The sequence below is a fragment of the Micromonospora sp. NPDC048835 genome, assembly GCF_040649995.1.
Classification (GTDB): Bacteria; Actinomycetota; Actinomycetes; order Mycobacteriales; family Micromonosporaceae; genus Micromonospora.
In genome coordinates, this window is the sequence record NZ_JBEZGM010000030.1 from 15,097 (window position 1) to 31,856 (window position 16,760).

General features: G+C 69.4%; 16 protein-coding genes. 6 read left to right on the forward strand and 10 right to left on the reverse strand.

Features of this window, described 5'->3' with window-relative positions; translation table 11 throughout:
* Window positions 1–454: 454 nt before the first annotated feature.
* Both AB0C15_RS27285 and AB0C15_RS27290 read right to left on the reverse strand, forming a co-directional pair.
* Window positions 455–643 (reverse strand): DUF397 domain-containing protein, encoded by a 189-nt coding sequence (locus AB0C15_RS27285; protein ID WP_357356571.1) that lies wholly within the window; start codon window positions 641–643, stop codon window positions 455–457.
* Window positions 640–1,494, reverse strand: a complete 855-nt coding sequence (locus AB0C15_RS27290; RefSeq protein WP_357356573.1) for a helix-turn-helix transcriptional regulator — start codon at window positions 1,492–1,494, stop codon at window positions 640–642. Before AB0C15_RS27290 ends, AB0C15_RS27285 begins: the two co-directional genes overlap by 4 nt.
* 616 nt (window positions 1,495–2,110) lie before the next feature.
* Here AB0C15_RS27290 and AB0C15_RS27295 point away from each other — a divergent pair.
* Window positions 2,111–2,386 carry a hypothetical protein gene (locus AB0C15_RS27295; protein WP_357356574.1) on the forward strand — a complete coding sequence of 92 codons (276 nt, stop codon included), beginning with the start codon at window positions 2,111–2,113 and terminating at the stop codon, window positions 2,384–2,386.
* Between the two features lie 113 nt (window positions 2,387–2,499).
* On the opposite strand, the gene otsB is transcribed toward AB0C15_RS27295, so the two are convergent.
* From otsB to AB0C15_RS27315, 4 genes are all read right to left on the reverse strand, one after another.
* A complete protein-coding gene (otsB, locus tag AB0C15_RS27300; protein ID WP_357356662.1) occupies window positions 2,500–5,064 on the reverse strand; it encodes a trehalose-phosphatase in 2,565 nt (854 codons plus the stop codon).
* Between the two features lie 41 nt (window positions 5,065–5,105).
* Window positions 5,106–6,506: a trehalose-6-phosphate synthase gene (locus tag AB0C15_RS27305; protein ID WP_030333449.1), complete on the reverse strand. Its 1,401-nt coding sequence runs from the start codon at window positions 6,504–6,506 to the stop codon at window positions 5,106–5,108.
* A 143-nt stretch (window positions 6,507–6,649) separates the two neighbouring features.
* On the reverse strand, window positions 6,650–7,036 hold the full coding sequence (locus AB0C15_RS27310) for a hypothetical protein (protein ID WP_357356576.1): 387 nt from the start codon (window positions 7,034–7,036) through the stop codon (window positions 6,650–6,652).
* Entirely contained in the window at window positions 7,029–7,313 is a 285-nt protein-coding gene (locus tag AB0C15_RS27315; protein ID WP_357356578.1) for a hypothetical protein, read from the reverse strand. Before AB0C15_RS27315 ends, AB0C15_RS27310 begins: the two co-directional genes overlap by 8 nt.
* Before the next feature lie 211 nt (window positions 7,314–7,524).
* Here AB0C15_RS27315 and ettA point away from each other — a divergent pair, with 211 nt between their 5' ends.
* The 4 genes from ettA to AB0C15_RS27335 all read left to right on the forward strand — a co-directional run bounded on the left by ettA (window position 7,525) and on the right by AB0C15_RS27335 (window position 11,101).
* On the forward strand, window positions 7,525–9,201 hold the full coding sequence (ettA, locus tag AB0C15_RS27320; RefSeq protein ID WP_099856650.1) for an energy-dependent translational throttle protein EttA: 1,677 nt from the start codon (window positions 7,525–7,527) through the stop codon (window positions 9,199–9,201).
* 12 nt (window positions 9,202–9,213) lie between these two features.
* Window positions 9,214–9,660 carry a thioesterase family protein gene (locus AB0C15_RS27325; protein ID WP_357356579.1) on the forward strand — a complete coding sequence of 149 codons (447 nt, stop codon included), beginning with the start codon at window positions 9,214–9,216 and terminating at the stop codon, window positions 9,658–9,660.
* Entirely contained in the window at window positions 9,657–10,385 is a 729-nt protein-coding gene (locus AB0C15_RS27330; RefSeq protein ID WP_357356581.1) for a hypothetical protein, read from the forward strand. Before AB0C15_RS27325 ends, AB0C15_RS27330 begins: the two co-directional genes overlap by 4 nt.
* A gap of 131 nt (window positions 10,386–10,516) precedes the next feature.
* Window positions 10,517–11,101 carry a YbjN domain-containing protein gene (locus tag AB0C15_RS27335; protein WP_357356583.1) on the forward strand — a complete coding sequence of 195 codons (585 nt, stop codon included), beginning with the start codon at window positions 10,517–10,519 and terminating at the stop codon, window positions 11,099–11,101.
* A 21-nt stretch (window positions 11,102–11,122) separates the two neighbouring features.
* Here AB0C15_RS27335 and AB0C15_RS27340 read toward each other — a convergent pair whose 3' ends face one another.
* The 3 genes from AB0C15_RS27340 to AB0C15_RS27350 form a co-directional block, all read right to left on the reverse strand.
* On the reverse strand, window positions 11,123–11,551 hold the full coding sequence (locus tag AB0C15_RS27340) for a globin (RefSeq protein WP_357356585.1): 429 nt from the start codon (window positions 11,549–11,551) through the stop codon (window positions 11,123–11,125).
* Window positions 11,552–11,674: 123 nt separating this feature from the next.
* Entirely contained in the window at window positions 11,675–13,060 is a 1,386-nt protein-coding gene (locus AB0C15_RS27345; RefSeq protein WP_357356587.1) for an MFS transporter, read from the reverse strand.
* Between the two features lie 231 nt (window positions 13,061–13,291).
* Complete coding sequence (locus AB0C15_RS27350; protein WP_357356664.1) at window positions 13,292–14,308, reverse strand: mechanosensitive ion channel family protein; 1,017 nt, start codon at window positions 14,306–14,308, stop codon at window positions 13,292–13,294.
* A 306-nt stretch (window positions 14,309–14,614) separates the two neighbouring features.
* Here AB0C15_RS27350 and AB0C15_RS27355 point away from each other — a divergent pair, with 306 nt between their 5' ends.
* A complete protein-coding gene (locus AB0C15_RS27355) occupies window positions 14,615–15,151 on the forward strand; it encodes an HNH endonuclease (protein WP_030333470.1) in 537 nt (178 codons plus the stop codon).
* 6 nt (window positions 15,152–15,157) lie between these two features.
* Here AB0C15_RS27355 and AB0C15_RS27360 read toward each other — a convergent pair whose 3' ends face one another.
* Window positions 15,158–16,747, reverse strand: a complete 1,590-nt coding sequence (locus tag AB0C15_RS27360) for a DUF6194 family protein (RefSeq protein ID WP_357356589.1) — start codon at window positions 16,745–16,747, stop codon at window positions 15,158–15,160.
* Window positions 16,748–16,760 lie beyond the last annotated feature (13 nt).

The window sequence follows — 16,760 nt, forward strand, 5'->3', positions numbered from 1 at the left end:
CGGACGCTCACCTAGCTAAGCCTGTTCGCCGTTCTCAAGGTGGTCAAAGCGATACTTCGAGTGCCCTGAAGGCACTCAGTAACACCTGAGATCTTGTGCAGTCGGTGCAGGAACTCAGCTTCACCAGTCATTGCGTACTGGTCGAGCTGAGCCCTGCGTGCCTCACTCGACCAGAGTGAGGGGCAGAGAATCGTGGGGCTCTCGATCCTTGAGCCTGTTCTAGCTGCGGGGCCTTGGGCGCTGGTAATCCTTGCCTTGGTGTACGCCGTGCCGAGGCTAATCGTGGCCTTGGTTGCACTTTTCAAGATCCCGCCGGAGCGACTTCCGGCGGTACTGAAGGCACTCGGGGAACTGTTCCGCATTGGGTCATGGTTCCGCCGTGCGCCCTGACAGCCAACAGACGTCTCCGGTAGCCAGGTGCGGTCACTAACGGTCACCACACCCGGCACCGATGTCAGGCGTCGAACTTGCCGGCCTTGACGCCGCGGACGAAGCCGGCCCACTGGTCGGCGTTGAAGGACAGCATCGGTCCCTGCCGGTCCTTGCTGTCGCGGACCATGACGACCTGGGGCGGGGCAGCGACCTCGACGCAATCTCCGCCCCCGTTGCTCCGCGTGCTCTTCTTCCAGTTGAGCGTGGTCATGTCTGTTCCTCTGCGATTGATGCGATGAGCTTGCGAGACTGCGCCTCGCTGAGGGCTTTTTCTTCGGTGGCGGACCATACGTCTCCGTACGCCTCGACCTCCGCAGGCTTGTCGAGGTACAGGGCGCCGGTCAGTCCGTCGGAGTAGATGATCGATGGCTCACTGCCCCCGTCGAAGTCGAGGATCGTGAACGCCCCGTTGGTCATGCTGGCACGGTGCAGGTCGACGCTGAACGGCACCACCCGCAGAGACACGTTGGGCTGACGGCTGACCGCCACCAGGTGGCCGAGTTGTTCAGCGTCCGCGCCTCGGCGTAGGACAGCCTCGTCAAGCATGATGTCGACTTGTGGCGCGCGGGGTGTGGTGCGGGTCAACAGCGCTTGCCGGCCAAGTCGTACCGCGACGCCTCGGTCAACCTCCTCGGCGGTCATGTCGGGCCGTGCGACCTGGTAGACGCGGGTGGCGTAAGCCTTCGTCTGAAGCAAACCCGGAATCAACTGCGCTTCGTACTTCCGCAGACGAGTCGCGGCGGCTTCGAGTCCGACGTACAGCTCGAACCACTCGGGGATGGCGTCGCCGTAGGAGTGCCACCAGCCCCGCCCCTTGGTCTCCTTGGCAAGACCCATCAGAGCCTCGGTCAGTTCTGGCGACGCTCTATAGACCTTGCACATCGCCTCCACGTCGAGCGACCGCATCGAAGTAGCGCCGGTCTCGATGCGCCAAATCTTCGGGGTCGACCACTCCAGCGAGTCGGCTGCTGCCTTGACCGTCATGCGCGCTTCCTCGCGGAGCTGCCGCAGATACCGCCCGAGTTGCCGCCTCGGAACTGTCGAGCCGGTGTCAGTCGTCACTGACTACTTCCTCTCCGTGACTACATACCGGGCGGAACCTGCGCTCGATATGTAACACCTGTCGGCCACGCTTAGCAATGGAATCTATCAAGATGAAATCTGCTCTTACGTTTCATCCAAGATGTAATATTGCATATCTCCGGCCGTGAGTAAACGATGACGTTGGGTGTGGTGGCCGGATAGCCGTGCGTGGCTCGGCTGCCATGCCCCTCACGCAAGGAGGGGCGGATGGGCAGTCGCGTTACCTACGACGAGTACGTCATGGCAGCAGCTCTGACCCTGGCAAGACGACATCGCCGGGTGTGGTCGTGGCAGAGATGGCGGAACGTCTGCCGATGCGGGAACGAACTGCCGTGCCGGGCGAGATACAAGATCCCGATCAACCGGGGTCATTGGCCGGGAGAGAATTTGTGACCACCCATGGGCCGATTCTGCCGATCTGGGCCTGTGGCGGGTGCGGTGCGCCTTGGCCATGTCGTACCCGTCGCGCTGAGCTGCAAGCCGAGTACGACCGAGCCCCCGTGTCCTTGGTTCTCTACATGAGTTCGTGCCTGGTCTCCGCTTCGCAGGACATGGGCTGGGCTCCTGCGGGGCTGCTGCATCGGAGGTTCGTGGGATGGCTGCCGTGAAAGCGGGTGACTTGCTCTACGTCACCCGCGAGGCCAGCGTGCAGTTCATCCATCCCATCAGATTCCGCGTGATCCGCGTGCTCGACTGGATTACCTACGACGGGTGGGTCTGGCTCGACGGATACGAGATCAATAAGAAGGGCGACGCGGTGGCCCGCCGGTCAATCTTCGTCATGAAGGCCGGACTGCGGTCGGCCCCGGCACCCGTGGCGGGCGGGCAATCGGGGCGGAAGAGGGCTCCCAGCCGTCGTGTGACGGCCTAAGCAGCCGCTCGGGTCGCCGGTGTTCCAGCCGGTGCGGCCACTGAGACGGCGGAGCCGAAGTGACACGGGGCCGGAGGCGCTTGCGCCTCCGGCCCGTCGTACGAGCTGTCGAACTACTGCTTGAGCATGTTGTCCAGCAGCAGGGCACAGCGGATCAGACCGAGGTGGCTGTACGCCTGCGGGTGGTTGCCCAGCCCGCGCTCGGCGAGCGGGTCGTACTGCTCGGGGAGCAGCCCGGTCGGGCCGGCGGTCAGCACCATCTGGGCGAACAGCTCCTCGGCGTCGGTGCGGCGGCCGGTGCGCAGGTACGCCTCGATCAGCCACGCCGTGCAGATGTGGAAGCCGCCCTCACGGCCGGGCAGGCCGTCGTCCCAGTGGTAGCGGTAGACGACCGGGCCGCTGCGCAGGTCCGCCTCGATCCGCAGGACCGTGGACAGGAAGCGCGGGTCGTCGCCCGGGAGCAGGCCGGAGAGGCCGATCCAGAGCGACGAGGCGTCCATGTCCTCGTCCCCGTACGCGACGCTGTACGCCTCGACGTCGGAGTGCCAGCCGTGCTCCAGCACGTTGGCGCCGATCCGGTCGCGCAGGTCCTTCCACTCGGGCCGGTCCTCGCCGCCGTGCTCGCGCATCACGTGCAGTGCGCGGTCGACGGTCATCCAGCACATCACCTTGGAGAAGACGTGGTGCCGGGGTGGGAGGCGGGCCTCCCAGATGCCGTGGTCCGGCTCGTGCCAGCGGCGGCGGACCGCCTCGACCATGTTCTCCAGGACCCGCCACTCGTCGTCGCGGACCGAGCCGCGGGCGTCGGCGACGGCCGCGATCAGGTCGGCGATCGGGCCGAAGACGTCCAGCTGCAACTGGTGGTTGGCGAGGTTGCCGACCCGGACCGGCCGGGAGCCGGCGTACCCGGGCAGCGTGTCGATGACCGCCTCGGCGCCCAGCTCGTACCCGTCGATGGTGTAGAGCGGGTGCAGTCGCTCCGGGTGCCCGCCGGTGCGCTCGATGCAGCCGTCCACCCAGCGCAGCAGCGCCTCGGCCTCCTCGACGGAGCCCAGGTCGACCAGGGCGCGGGCGGTCAGCGCGGCGTCGCGCAGCCAGCAGTAGCGGTAGTCCCAGTTGCGGACGCCGCCCAGCTCCTCGGGGAGCGAGGTGGTCGCCGCGGCCAGGATCGAGCCGGTGGCTTCGTGGCAGAGCCCGCGCAGGGTGAGGGCGCTGCGCGCGACAAGGTCACGGGCGGTGGACGGCAGCCGCAGCGAGGCCACCCAGTCCTTCCACGGCTGCTCGGCGGCGGCCTGCCGTTCGTGGATCGGCACCCGGTGATGCTCCAGGCTGTGCGTGCCGAAGCGCAGCTCCAGCACGACCTGCCCACCGGCGGCGGAGAGGTCGACGACCGCCTTGGCGGTCTCGTACCCACCGTCGTTGCGGACCTCCCACTGCACGCCGGGCGAGTAGAGCGCCACCGGCTCGTTGGAGCCGAGCACCAGCAGGCCGTCGCCGAGCGGCTGCAACTGGACGGCCACCTGGCCGAACTCCGGCCTCGGCGCGAACTCCACAGTGGCCTTGCCCGCACCGGTGAGCACCCGCACGAGTGTCGAGTCACCGGTGATGACCGCCGGGCTGTCGTCCGGGGTGGTCTCCCGGGCCGGCTTGTCCAGCCAGTCGGTGACGGTGAGCCCGGACCAGCGGGTCTCCACGGTCATCGTGCCGGAGCGGTAGCGCTGGCCGAGCGGGATGCCGCCGCGCTCCGGGGCGACGCTGAAGTGACCGGCCGGGCTGCCACCGACCAGATCGGCGAAGATCGCCGCCGAGTCCGGCTTGGGGTGGCAGAGCCAGCTCACCTTCGCCTCGGGGGTGAGCAGTGCGACGGTACGACCGTTGGCAAGCATGGAGTGCCGCTCGATCGGCACCGCCCGCTCGCCGAACAGCCAGTGCCGGCGGGTCTCCAACAGCAGCGCCAGTGCCCGGGCGGCCTCCAACGGGTCGGCCACCCGGTAGTCGGCCTGGGTGTCACCGGTGCCGATCTTGATGCCCAGGTCGGGACCGTGCAGGTTGCCGAACGCGTTCTCGTCGGTGATGTCGTCACCGATGAACAGCACCGCGCTGGCGGCGAGCTGGGTCCGGAGCTGGTCGACAGCCGTGCCCTTGTGGGTGGCCACGACGGAGAGCTCGATGACCTCCTTGCCCTGGGTCACCGTGACGCCGTCGAAGGTGGCCGGACCGTTGAGCACCGCCTCGATGGCCGAGGCCGCGACCTGCGGGTCGATTCCCCGGGTGTGCATCGCGACGCTCGCCGGCTTGCGTTCCAGCCGGATGCCCGGGTGCTCGGCGGCGATCTCACGCAGCGCGTTGCGGACCTGGGTGCGTACGGCGACCAGTTCGGGGGAGAGCCGCTCGACGAAGCCGATGTCGAACTCGGAGCCGTGGCTTCCGACGAGGTGCACCTCGCTCGGCAGTCGGGAGAGCGCGGCCAGGTCGCGCAGCGCCCGACCGGAGACCACCGCCACGGTGGTCTGCGGCAGCGCGGCGAGCGCGCGGACCGCTGCTACCGACTCGGGCAGCGGGACGGCTGTGCTCGGGTCCTCCACGATCGGCGCCAGTGTGCCGTCGTAGTCGCAGGCGACAAGGAGTTGGGGGACCCGGGCTATCCGCCCGATGGCGGAGCGCAACTCAGGGTCCATGACCCCGGTGGCGACTGCCGCCCCATCGTTGACGGACGTGTTCACTCGGCCTCCGCTTCGGGAACTCCGAGCTCCGAGAGGAAAGACTTGGCCCAGTGGCCCACGTCGTGGGTACGCAGGTGACGTTGCATTGTCCGCATCCGGCGGCGCGCCTCGGTTTTCTCCACGTGCACTGCCCGGAGGAGGGCGTCCTTGACCGCGTCCGGGTCGTGCGGGTTACACAAAAATGCCTGGCGAAGCTCGGTGGCGGCACCGGCGAACTCACTGAGTACGAGTGCGCCACCCTGGTCGGCACGTGATGCTACGTATTCCTTCGCCACGAGGTTCATTCCGTCTCGCAACGGGGTCACCATCATCACGTCGGCAGCAACGTACATCGCCGCCAGCTCACTGCGACTGTACGACTGATGCAGGTAATGGACCGCCGGCACGCCGACCCGACCGAACTCGCCGTTGATCCGGCCGACCTCGCGCTCCACCTTGACCCGTAGTGCCTGGTAGTGCTCCACGCGCTCGCGGCTGGGCGTGGCGACCTGAACCATGACCGCGTCGGGAACTGTCAACTTTCCGTCAGCCAGCAGCTCCCGGAAGGCCTTGAGCCGCAACTCGATGCCCTTGGTGTAATCCAGCCGGTCCACGCCCAAAATTATCGTCTTCGGGTCGCCCAGCTCCGCGCGAATCTGCTTGGCCCGGGCCTGGATCGCCGGGTCGGCGGCCATCCGTTCCATCTCCTGGGTGTCGATCGAGATGGGGAAGGCGCCCGCCTTCACCTGCCGACCGTCGACCTGGATCATCTGCCCCTCGTAGCGGAGCCCGAGCAGGTGCCGGGCCAGCCGGACGAAGTTCTGCGCGGCCAGCCGCTGCTGGAACCCGACGAGGTCGGCGCCGAGCAGACCGCGCAGGATCTCGGTCCGGAACGGCATCTGCATGAACAGCTCGATGGGCGGGAACGGAATGTGCAGGAAGAACCCGATCCGCAGGTCTGGCCGCAGCTCACGGAGCATCGCCGGCACCAGTTGGAGCTGGTAGTCCTGCACCCAGACCGTCGCGCCCTCGGCCGCCACGTCGGCTGCGGCCTCCGCGAACCGGGCGTTGACCAGGCGGTACGCCTCGCGCCAGCGACGCTTGTAGGCGGGCGTCTCCACCGCGTCGTGGTAGAGCGGCCAGATCGTCGCGTTGGACTGGCCCTCGTAGTAGCGCTCCAACTCTTCGGCGCTGAGCGGGACCGGGTGCAGCCGGATCCCCTCCAGGTCGAACGGTTCGGGGGCCGCGCCGGTGCCACCGGCCCAGCCGACCCAGGTGCCCTTGTGTTCGGCGAGTACGGGATGGAGCGCGGTGACCAGCCCACCAGGGCTGCGTCGCCACTGCCGGCCCTCGGGTGTGCTCACCTCGTCGACCGGCAGACGGTTCGCCACTACGACAAAGGAGCTACGGACGGTCACGATCGGCCACCTCCGGGTACTGACGGGTCCACCGCGATGAGCGTACTGAGCGTAGCTGCGGCGTCTTGTGCCTAGTGCCGGAGTCTCCTACCCGCCTCGGTCGGGCCGAACCCTGAAGGTGATCTTATCGACAGCCGCGCTGGTCAGAGGTCGATGATCGGCCATTCCTTGGGCAGCACCTCACCGAGCAGTTCCCGCCGATCCGTCATGATCGGTGTGGTCGCTCGAGCGGCCTCCATCGCCGCCTGGGCCAGGTCCATGCCGCCGAGGGTTCGTGACCAGCCGCCCAGTATCGCGCACATGTCGTGCTCCACGGGTGTCACAACGACCTGCTCCAGGTCGCCGACAATGTCGAGCAGGGGCCACCCGTCGTGCGTCACCTGGCGGTACGCGGCGGCCAGGCAGAGCGCCGGGACGATCACGGCCTGTCGCTTGTCCGCGACCTTCGCGATCTGCTCCCCGACCACCTCCGCGCCTTCGGAGTAGGCGAGAAGGCATGCGGTGTCGAGTACGAGACCTGCGTCAGTCACGAATCGTCAACCGTCCGCGAGATGCCTCGCTCAGCAGGGCGGCTGCCTTCGCGCGCAACTCCGGAGTGACCTTCGCATGCGCCTCGTCGAGCTTCCTGCCCGCCTCGGCGAGACCTTCATCAGTGAGTTGGAAGCCCACCTGACGAAGTGCCCGTCGTGTGCGCTCGCCAGCCATCCGCTGACGAACGGAGTCGGTGATGAAGGCTGAGACGTTGGACTCCTCGGCCAGCCGCTCCGCCACGTCATCCGGCACGCTGATGGCGATCTTCTTGGTCATACCAAGAACGCTAATGGGTGATACCACGGTCGGCAAGGCGGCGCGCCCGCGTACCCCTGGGGCGGGGTGATGTGGGCGAAGCGCGCCGTACCTGTCAGGATTGACGATGGCGTGCGCGCGGCCGGCTCCCGGCCGGCGGCGGCGGGCGGTCCTCGCAGCCCGCGCCCGCGCCGCCGATCAGCGACAGCAACCGACGGAGGTAGCCCGCACCGTGGCCCAGTACATCTACGTCCTGGAAAAGGCCCGCAAGGCGCACGGCGACAAGGTCGTGCTCGACAATGTGACGTTGAGCTTCCTGCCGGGGGCCAAGATCGGTGTGCTCGGTCCGAACGGCGCCGGTAAGTCCAGCCTCCTCAAGATCATGGCAGGCCTCGACAAGCCGAGCAACGGCGAGGCCCGGCTCATGCCCGGCTACACCGTCGGCATGCTCGCCCAGGAGCCCCCGCTCAACGAGGCCAAGACCGTGCTCGGCAACGTCGAGGAGGCGGTCGCCGAGACCAAGGCCAAGCTGGAGCGGTTCAACAAGATCGCCGAGCAGATGGCCACCGACTACTCCGACGAGCTGATGGAGGAGATGGGCAAGCTCCAGGAGGAGCTGGACCATCTCGACGCCTGGGACGTCGACTCCAAGCTCGAACTGGCCATGGACGCCCTGCGCTGCCCGCCGCCGGACGCCGACGTGACCCAGCTCTCCGGTGGCGAGCGTCGCCGGGTCGCGCTCTGCAAGCTGCTGCTGGAGGCGCCCGACCTGCTGCTGCTCGACGAGCCCACCAACCACCTGGACGCGGAGAGCGTCTCCTGGCTGGAGCAGCACCTGGCGAAGTACGCCGGCACCGTCATGGCGATCACCCACGACCGGTACTTCCTCGACAACGTGGCCGGCTGGATCCTGGAGCTGGACCGCGGCCGGGCCATCGGCTACGAGGGCAACTACTCCACCTACCTGGAGAAGAAGGCCGCCCGCCTGGCCGTCGAGGGTCGCCGCGACGCCAAGATGAAGAAGCGCCTCACCGAGGAGCTGGAGTGGGTCCGCTCCAACGCCAAGGCCCGCCAGACCAAGTCCAAGGCCCGCCTGGACCGGTACGACGAGATGGCCAACGAGGCGGAGAAGACCCGCAAGCTCGACTTCGAGGAGATCCAGATCCCGCCGGGCCCGCGTCTGGGCAGCACGGTGATCGAGGCGGTCAACCTCAGCAAGGGCTTCGGCGACCGGCTGCTGATCGACAACCTGTCGTTCTCGCTGCCGCGCAACGGCATCGTCGGCATCATCGGCCCCAACGGCGTCGGCAAGACCACCCTTTTCAAGACCATCGTCGGGCTGGAGGAGCCGACCGGCGGCCAGGTCCGGGTCGGCCCCACCGTCTCGCTGTCGTACGTCGACCAGAACCGCGAGGGCCTCAACGGCGACAAGACCGTCTGGGAGGTCGTCTCCGACGGGCTGGACTACCTGATGGTGGGCAAGGTCGAGATGCCGTCGCGGGCGTACATCGCCGCGTTCGGCTTCAAGGGACCGGACCAGCAGAAGCCGACGAAGGTGCTCTCCGGCGGTGAGCGCAACCGGCTCAACCTGGCGCTGACCCTCAAGATCGGCGGCAACGTCATCCTGCTCGACGAGCCGACGAACGACCTGGACGTGGAGACGCTCTCCAGCCTGGAGAACGCGCTGCTGGAGTTCCCCGGCTGCGCCGTGGTCATCTCGCACGACCGGATGTTCCTGGACCGCGTCGCCACGCACATCCTGGCCTGGGAGGGCGACGACCAGGATCCGACCCGGTGGTTCTGGTTCGAGGGCAACTTCGAGGCGTACGAGAAGAACAAGATCGACCGTCTCGGCGCGGAAGCAGCTCGACCGCACCGGGTGACGTACCGCAAGCTGACCCGCGACTGACCGGCCGACAAGGTGTCTGACCGTTTCGTCTACCACTGCACCCTGCGCTGGTCCGACCTGGACGCGTACGGCCACGTCAACAACTCGCGCTTCCTCACCCTCTACGAGGAGGCGCGGGTGGCGTTGATGTTCGCCGGCGGCCGGGCCTGGGGAGTCGGCTCGTTCGCCGACGGGGTGGTGATCCGCCGGCACGAGGTCGACTACCTCCGTCCGGTCGACTACGCGCTCGGCCGGGCCACCGCGGAGGCGGCGCCCACGGTGCGGATCGAGCTGTGGGTGGAGGAGATCCGGGCCTCCCGGTTCACCGTCGCCTACGAGCTGTACGACGGCGACGTGCTGGCCAGCCGTGCCCGCTCGGTGCTGGTGCCGTTCGACCTGACTCATCAGGTGCCCCGGCGGATCACCACCGAGGAACGGGACTTCCTGCTCACGTACGCGCCGCAGGGCGGTCTGGGGTGACCCGGCCGGGCACCGCCGAGCCGGGCCGGGTGGCGGCGTCCACCCACGGCGTCGCCGGGGTGACGGACGCGGGCGCCTTCCTGGCTCGGCTGGTCCGGTTGGATCCGGTCGCGCCGGTCCGGCTGCGGCCGGCCGGCGCACCGGGCCGGGTCGCCCTGTGGGCCCGGCTGCCGTGGCAGGTCCTGGTGGTCAGCACGGTTGCCGGCGGGCCGGCCGACGGCGTCGCCGAGGACGTCACGGTGAACGCCGGGGAGTTGCTCGCGGAGCTGGAGCGGGGCGGCACCGCCCTGCCCGCCCGGCGGGATGCCCAGTGGCGGTGGCCGCTGCCACCGACGCGGAGTCGGCAGGTGGAGGCGCTGCCCGTCGCCGAGGTGCGACGGATCGCGGACGCGGCGGCGGGCACCCTGCGGACGGCTAGCGAGCAGGGTGTGGCCGGTCGTGCCGTGGGCCAGCGGGCGCTGCGGGACGCGCTGCTCGACCACGTGGCGGTGCTGATCACCCCGGAGGGCACGGTCGCCGCGCCCGTCGAGGTGCCGCAGCGGCTGGTACAGGGGTTGGTACGTATGGGCTTCCTCGGCGGTACGGCGGCCGGCGCGGCAGGGAACACCGTTCAGGTGCGGGTCGCGGGGCGTTGGGTCGGCCTGGTGGGACCGCACGGAGCGGCCTGGTTGCAGAAGGCCACCGATCTTGCCGTGACACCCCTGAACGCTCGTCCGAACGGATGACCCCGGATCATTCTTCTGGTCAGGGGCGGTCGTTGGGGGGGTGCTTCAACCCGGCTGTCCGGGTACCGTCCATCCTCGGATCCAACGCACCGTAGGCGACTGGATCCGCTGGGGAGTGAGGTGCGCGAGCGATGCCGTGGTGGTCATGGCGCCCCGGTCCCGCCGACGGCGGCGAACCGGAAACCCGAAGCGGGATCACAGTCGATAGCGCGGTCCGGATCGGGCCGCCCAGCCCTCGCCAGCCGGGGGACGACTGCCCGTCCAACGAGCGGCCCGTGCTGACCGAGATGCCCGCCACCGTCGAGCCGGTGAGTCTGCGCCGGGTCTGTGACGCGCTCGATCTGCTCGACGTGCGTTACCTGGCCGACGGCGACGGCAACCTGCTGGCGATGTGGGAGCGGCACGCGGTGCTGGTCACCCTCGAAGGCCCGGAGGACGAGATCCTGGTCATGCGGGCACGCCCGCACGCCACCGTCCCACCGGACTGGGCCGACCGGGCGTACCGGGTGGTCAACGAGTGGAACCACACCCGCCGGTTCTGCAAGGCGTACATCGGTGACCCGACCGAGCGCGGCCAGTTGCCGATCTACGCGGAGCTTCAGGTGCCGCTCGGTGCCGGCACCCACGACGCACTGTTGGTCGAGATGCTCGACTGCGGCGCGGCGGTCGCCACCAGCTTCGTGGACTGGCTGCACGACGAGGGCGCGTTGCTCTGACGCCGCCCCGGGTCGAGTGGGTCAGCCGCCGTTGGCGGGGTCGTCCTCGACGTTGACCATGAAGTACGCGGCCCGCTCCAGATAGTCCCAGAGGGTGTCGGCGATCTCCGGCTCGAGGTCGAGGCGGTCCACGGCCCGGCGCATGTTGCGCAGCCAGGCGTCCCGTTCGGCCGCGCCGATCCGGAACGGCGCGTGGCGCATCCGCAGCCGCGGGTGCCCGCGCTGGGCGGAGTAGGTGTTCGGCCCGCCCCAGTACTGCATGAGGAACAGGGTCATCCGGTCAGCGGCCGGGCCCAGGTCCTCCTCCGGGTACATCGGCCGCAGCAGGGGATCGGTGGCGACGCCGGCGTAGAACTCGTCGACCAGCCTGCGGAAGGTGGGTTCGCCGCCGACCGCTTCGAAGAGGGTCGTCGACGCACCGGCACGGTCGGATTCACCTGCGGAAGTCACACTTCCATCCTGCCAGGTGCGCCCGGTACCCACCCGACCCGCACGGCGTGCGTCGGATCACGCCGGTTCGACGTCCCCGAATGCCGGGGCGCCGGCCCGTTCGGTGAGACGTCGGCCCGACGGTCAGGTGACAAGGTGCCTGCGGTGGCCGTTCCCGGCGTGCGGGTCGGACGCGCCGCCCACCGGGTGGTTGCTGGCTCCGCGTTCAGTTGCGGAGGGTTGCGGATCGGCGTTGGCCGCCGAGGCGGCAGCGATCGCGTCGTCCACCGTCTGCCGGTCCGGCCAGTGCAGCGTGGCCACCGTCATCAGCAGCACCCCGGCGGCGCTCCACACCCCGACCACGATCGGGATCGGGAACCGCTCGGCGAGCAACCCGGTGACGAGCACCGCGAGACCCTGGATGACCTGCATGCCGGTGGCCATCACACCGTAGGCGCGGGCCCGGAACCCGTTCGGCAGCGCCTGGACGAACAGGCCGTTGGCCATCGGCAGCATGCCGGCGACCGCGAACCCGCAGAGCGCGGCGAGCAGCGCGACCACAAGTGGCGGGGGATCGAGGAGCACCGGCACGAGCACCAGCGGGGCGAGCACCGCGAGCGGTCGCATCAACGTCAGCCGGCGAGCCGGCCCGAACAGGCGACTCACCAGCAGACCGCCGAGGATGAAGCCGACCGGGCTGGCCACCATGATCGCTGCCTGCGCGGTGCCCGCGCTCAGCGCGCCGCGGCCCTCCTCGTGGGCCCAGGCCGCGGCCAGCCCCTCGGGGACGATCGAGAAGAGCATCGCGCAGAACACCAGAACCGCGATGGCCCGCAGCACCGGTGTGCGGAAGACCATGCCGAACCCCTGGCGAGTCTCCCGCAGCAGGTGGCTGCGGTGCGCCGGGTTCGTCACCGGCGGACGGTTGCGCACGCCGAAGCGGACCAGCAACGCCGAGAGACCGAAGGTGGCCGCGTTGAACAGCAGCGCCACCCCCGGGTCGATCGCGGAGACGGCGGCGCCGAAGACGTACCCCACGATCTGGGCGGCCTGCCCGACGCTGCTGTTCAGCGAGAGCCCCACCACCAGTCGGTCCCCGGTGAGCAACTGCGGAATCAGCGCGGACTTCGCCGCCTGGCTGGGCGGATTGGCCAACGTGGCGGCGAAGATGAGCACCAGCACCGCCTGGTACGGCAGGCTGGGAATGGCGATGAGCAGCATCAACGCCATTCGGATGAGGTCACACGCCACCATCACCCGGCGGTACGCGTACCGCTCCGCGAGTGCGGCGAGCACGGGACCGCCGAGCAGCCAGGGCAGGAAGCTGACGGCGAAGGCGGTTGCGGAGAGCGCGACGGACTCGGTCTGCTGGTAGACGAGCAGGGTGACCGCTGCCTTCGCGACATAGTCGCCGACCCAGGAGAGAGTGCCAGCAACGAACACGGCCCGGAACTCGGGCTGGGCGAACACCTCGCGAAACGTGGCGGGGCCTTCCGCGGAAGGTCGCTCGTCAGGCACCGTCGCCTCCATCGGCCCCAGCTCGGCCGCTCGTGGCAGCCCGACCGGAAGCTCTCGTCAGATCTACGGATCAGCGAGGATGTGATCACGCTTTGGTGGGAACGCGTGCTCCGGATTCTGCCCGATCGTCTGACAACTAGCTAGGTCGAACGGGTCGTTCGTCGCCTCCCCGACTGAACGAACGGACGATACCCGAGGGGCCGGCCGGATCGCGACCCCTGAATTTCAGGACAGTATCGCCGGTCAGGTTGCGCCGCCCTGACCCGTCTCACCCTCGGGAAGCGGCCTGGTCGACAGGCCGGGATAGATGCGGGCGGCCGCGATCTGCGCGGTGATTCCCGAGTTTTCCAGCGCCTCCGCGAGACGTCGACGCAGTTCCCGGCCCACCGCGAACTGCCCGTCCGCGGTCGTCTTCACCACCGTGCGGATGACCGCGCCGTCCACCGTCACCTGCTCGACACCGAGCACCTCGGGCTCCTCGACGATCTCCGGCGACAGCTCCGGGTCCATCGCGACCGAGGCGGCCGCGGTCCGTAGCACCGCCGTGGCCTCCTCGGTGCTGTTGAAGCCGATCGGCAGGTCGACCACCACGAGGGCCCAGCCCTGGCTCTTGTTACCCACCCGGATGATCTCGCCGTTGCGGATGTACCAGAGCACGCCGCGGCCGTCGCGCACGGTGGTGACCCGTAGGCCGACCGACTCGACCACGCCCATCGCCTCACCCAGGTCCACGTTGTCACCCACGCCGTACTGGTCCTCGATCAGCATGAAGAGGCCGGCGATCAGGTCCTTCACCAGGCTCTGCGCACCGAAGCCCAGCGCTACGCCGGCGATCCCCGCGCTGGCCAGCAGCGGAGCCAGGTCGAAGCTGAACTCGCGCAGGATCATCAGCAGTGCGATGCCGAAGACGAACGCGGTGGTCAGGCTGCGCAGCACCGACCCGATCGCCTCGGCCCGCTGCCGCCGTCGTTCGGGTACGAACTCGGCCGGGTCGACCGCGGCGGTGGGCACCCGCTCGCGCAACGGCCGCAGCATCGTCGGCACCGCACCGTCGGTGGTCGTCCGCACCAGCCGGTCGATCGTCCGGTGCAGCGCCCAGCGGGCCACCATCGCCAGGGCCAGGATCAGCAACACCCGCAGCGGTTTGAGCAGGATCCAGTAACTCCCCTCGGCGAACCAGGCCGACCCGGTGATCCGGTAGATCCACTCACAGGAGGTGCTGCCCTGGCAGCTCACCGAGGCGGTGTCGGGCAGGGCCAGGGGCGTCACGCTTGCGGCACTCACCCTGTAGTCGTACCGCAAGGGGTCTGAGGCCCCGTCGCCGACCCACCGGCCGAATCAGTGGGCCCGCTCGGGTCTCCTCCTTCGTCAGACGTCGGCGATCGGCCCGGATGCGGATGATCCTCATACCCCATGCGGGATTAGTACGTGCAATCCGGGGCCCGATCAGGGACTATTGGCGCAACGGACGTCGGTGATCGGCCCGGCGTCGACCGTGTGGGCCGTCGTGCCCGGTCCCGGTCGGCGGCGGTCCCCAGCAGCCGCTGAACCGGGAGGGTGAGCGCGATGCCTGACATACGACCCACGGTGGGCTCCGGCGCGTTGGTCCTCAACGCCACCTACGAGCCGCTGTGTGTCGTGTCGGTGCGTCGCGCCGCGATCCTCGTCCTCTCCGCCAAGGCGGTCTGCGTCGCCGATGGTGACGGCATCCTGCACAGCGCCCGGGACGCGCTCCCGGTGCCATCGGTGGTCCGGCTGACGCGCTTCGTCCGGGTGCCGTACCGCACCCATGTCGGGCTGTCCCGACGGGCGATCTTCGCCCGGGACGGGTGGCGGTGCGCCTACTGCCGAGGCCCGGCCGAGACCATCGACCATGTCTTTCCGCGCAGCCGGGGCGGCCGGCACGCCTGGGAGAACGTGGTCGCCGCGTGTGCCCGCTGCAACCACACCAAGGGCGACAAGACACCGGCCGAGATGGGGTGGCGGTTACACGCGTTGCCGGCCGCGCCGAAGGGCACCGCCTGGCGGGTCCTCGGGCACCGCGCCCCCGACCCCCGCTGGGCCGACTGGCTCGACCTGCGCGAGCCCGAAGCGGCCGCCTGACCCCGGTCAGTCCCGCTGCCCAGCGGCCCGGCGTGCCGCGCGCCCATGGCGACGCACCGCACGGTCGTGTGCGATCGTCAGCAGCCGGTCCACCTCGGGCAGCAGGTGCGGGCCGGGCATCACGATGCTGGCGAAGCCGTGGAGCGCGTAGCCCGGGTGCGGTGCGAGGGTGTCCAGCCGGGCGAAGTCGAACTCGTGTCGATGGTCCTCGAAAGCCTTCGGCGGGAAGCCGAACAGTCGCTCGAACTCGGTCCGGCCCAGGTCCACGTTCAGGCGGAACACACCGGGGCGGTCGAGTTCTGCGGCCTCGTCGAAGCCGGGCACGTCGTGCTCGACGATGGTGGCGAACGGTTGGCGGCGGTCCGGGCCGACGAAGAAGAACCTGTCGCCCCAGGCCGCCTCCGGTGATCCGTCCTCCTCGCTCGCCACGACCTGCTCGACGCCGGGCAACGCGACGATCCGCTCGGCGAGCACTGCCGGGTCGACGCCGGTCGGGACGTGCAGGACCGCGTCGACGTGTTCGATGGTGGCCCGGTCCAGCGGGAAGTAGCGGTAGTCGTGCGTCCGCTGCTCGGCCGCTGGGATGTCCGACGTCGGCAGGTAGCGCGGCCGGTCTGTCTGCTGCTGGAGACGGCCCTCGTAGGTGGAGGCGGCGGGCGGCCCGATGCCGAGCGCCGGGCTCGCACCGAGGCTGCCGGCGATCACCGCGTACCGGTCGCCGAGCAGCGCCGCGATGATCGCCCCGGCGCCGGCCCACGTGACCCCTGTGCCGGCAAGCGTCATCGTGCTCACCTGGCGCTGAAGGTGCGTGTTGTGCGCGAAGACCAGGGTGGGCCCGCGGTGCGCCTCGGCCGATCGGATCGCGAGCAGGTTCTCGGCCATCAGCGCGTCCCGGACGGCGGCCAGCCGGGCGAAGCGCTCCTGCTGGGGCAGTGGCGCGGCGGCCGCAGCGTGGTAACGCAGCACCGCGACCGCTGCCGTGGCGTGTACGAACGCCGCCGACCAGCCCGCTGACGTCCACGGCGCCCGCAGATACAACTCGGTCAGCAGGTCGTCGGCGAGCACCCGCAGTCGCTGGGCGTCGGTCGAGCGGCCGACCGACCGGCCCGGTTCCCAGATCGCGGCCGGGTCACTCCACCGCGCCTCGTCCCCGACCAGGTCGTCGATCTCGGCAGAGCGGTCCAGGTCGAGGAAGCGGCAGACCTGATCGAGGTGGCGACGCGGACTCGGGGCGCTCTCCAGCTCCAGCGGGGCGTCGAATCCGTGAAATGTCAGGCGCTCGCCGCCCGGCCGTCCGGCGTTCCACTCCCGCATCCGCAGCAGCAGGTCGCGGTTGGCCGGCGCGGCCCCGAATCCGTGACTGAACCCTTCGCCGAGCGCCCGATCGAGCGTCACGCCGGCGACGCCCTGCACGAACTCGTCGGCGGTCAGCCCGGCCGCCCGGTCGCTCTCCACGGCGATCGAGCGGTAACCGTGCTCCGTCAGCGACATGAAGGCCTCGTTGCGGAGCTGGAGGAAGGCGGACTCACCATGCGTCGGCTCACCGAGCGCGAGCAGGTCCGGGGATACCGCGAGCAGGTCGAGAAAAGATGGCATTCCATGAACCGTA

What these genes read in the sequence shown, in the direction of transcription:
- AB0C15_RS27355 (WP_030333470.1), top strand. Translation starts at nt 14,615, where the DNA reads ATGCCTGACATACGACCCACGGTGGGCTCCGGCGCGTTGGTCCTCAAC.
- AB0C15_RS27335 (WP_357356583.1), top strand. Translation starts at nt 10,517, where the DNA reads ATGCCGTGGTGGTCATGGCGCCCCGGTCCCGCCGACGGCGGCGAACCG.
- AB0C15_RS27345 (WP_357356587.1), bottom strand. Translation starts at nt 13,060, where the DNA reads ATGGAGGCGACGGTGCCTGACGAGCGACCTTCCGCGGAAGGCCCCGCC.
- AB0C15_RS27360 (WP_357356589.1), bottom strand. Translation starts at nt 16,747, where the DNA reads ATGCCATCTTTTCTCGACCTGCTCGCGGTATCCCCGGACCTGCTCGCG.
- AB0C15_RS27315 (WP_357356578.1), bottom strand. Translation starts at nt 7,313, where the DNA reads ATGACCAAGAAGATCGCCATCAGCGTGCCGGATGACGTGGCGGAGCGG.
- AB0C15_RS27295 (WP_357356574.1), top strand. Translation starts at nt 2,111, where the DNA reads ATGGCTGCCGTGAAAGCGGGTGACTTGCTCTACGTCACCCGCGAGGCC.
- AB0C15_RS27285 (WP_357356571.1), bottom strand. Translation starts at nt 643, where the DNA reads ATGACCACGCTCAACTGGAAGAAGAGCACGCGGAGCAACGGGGGCGGA.
- otsB (WP_357356662.1), bottom strand. Translation starts at nt 5,064, where the DNA reads ATGGACCCTGAGTTGCGCTCCGCCATCGGGCGGATAGCCCGGGTCCCC.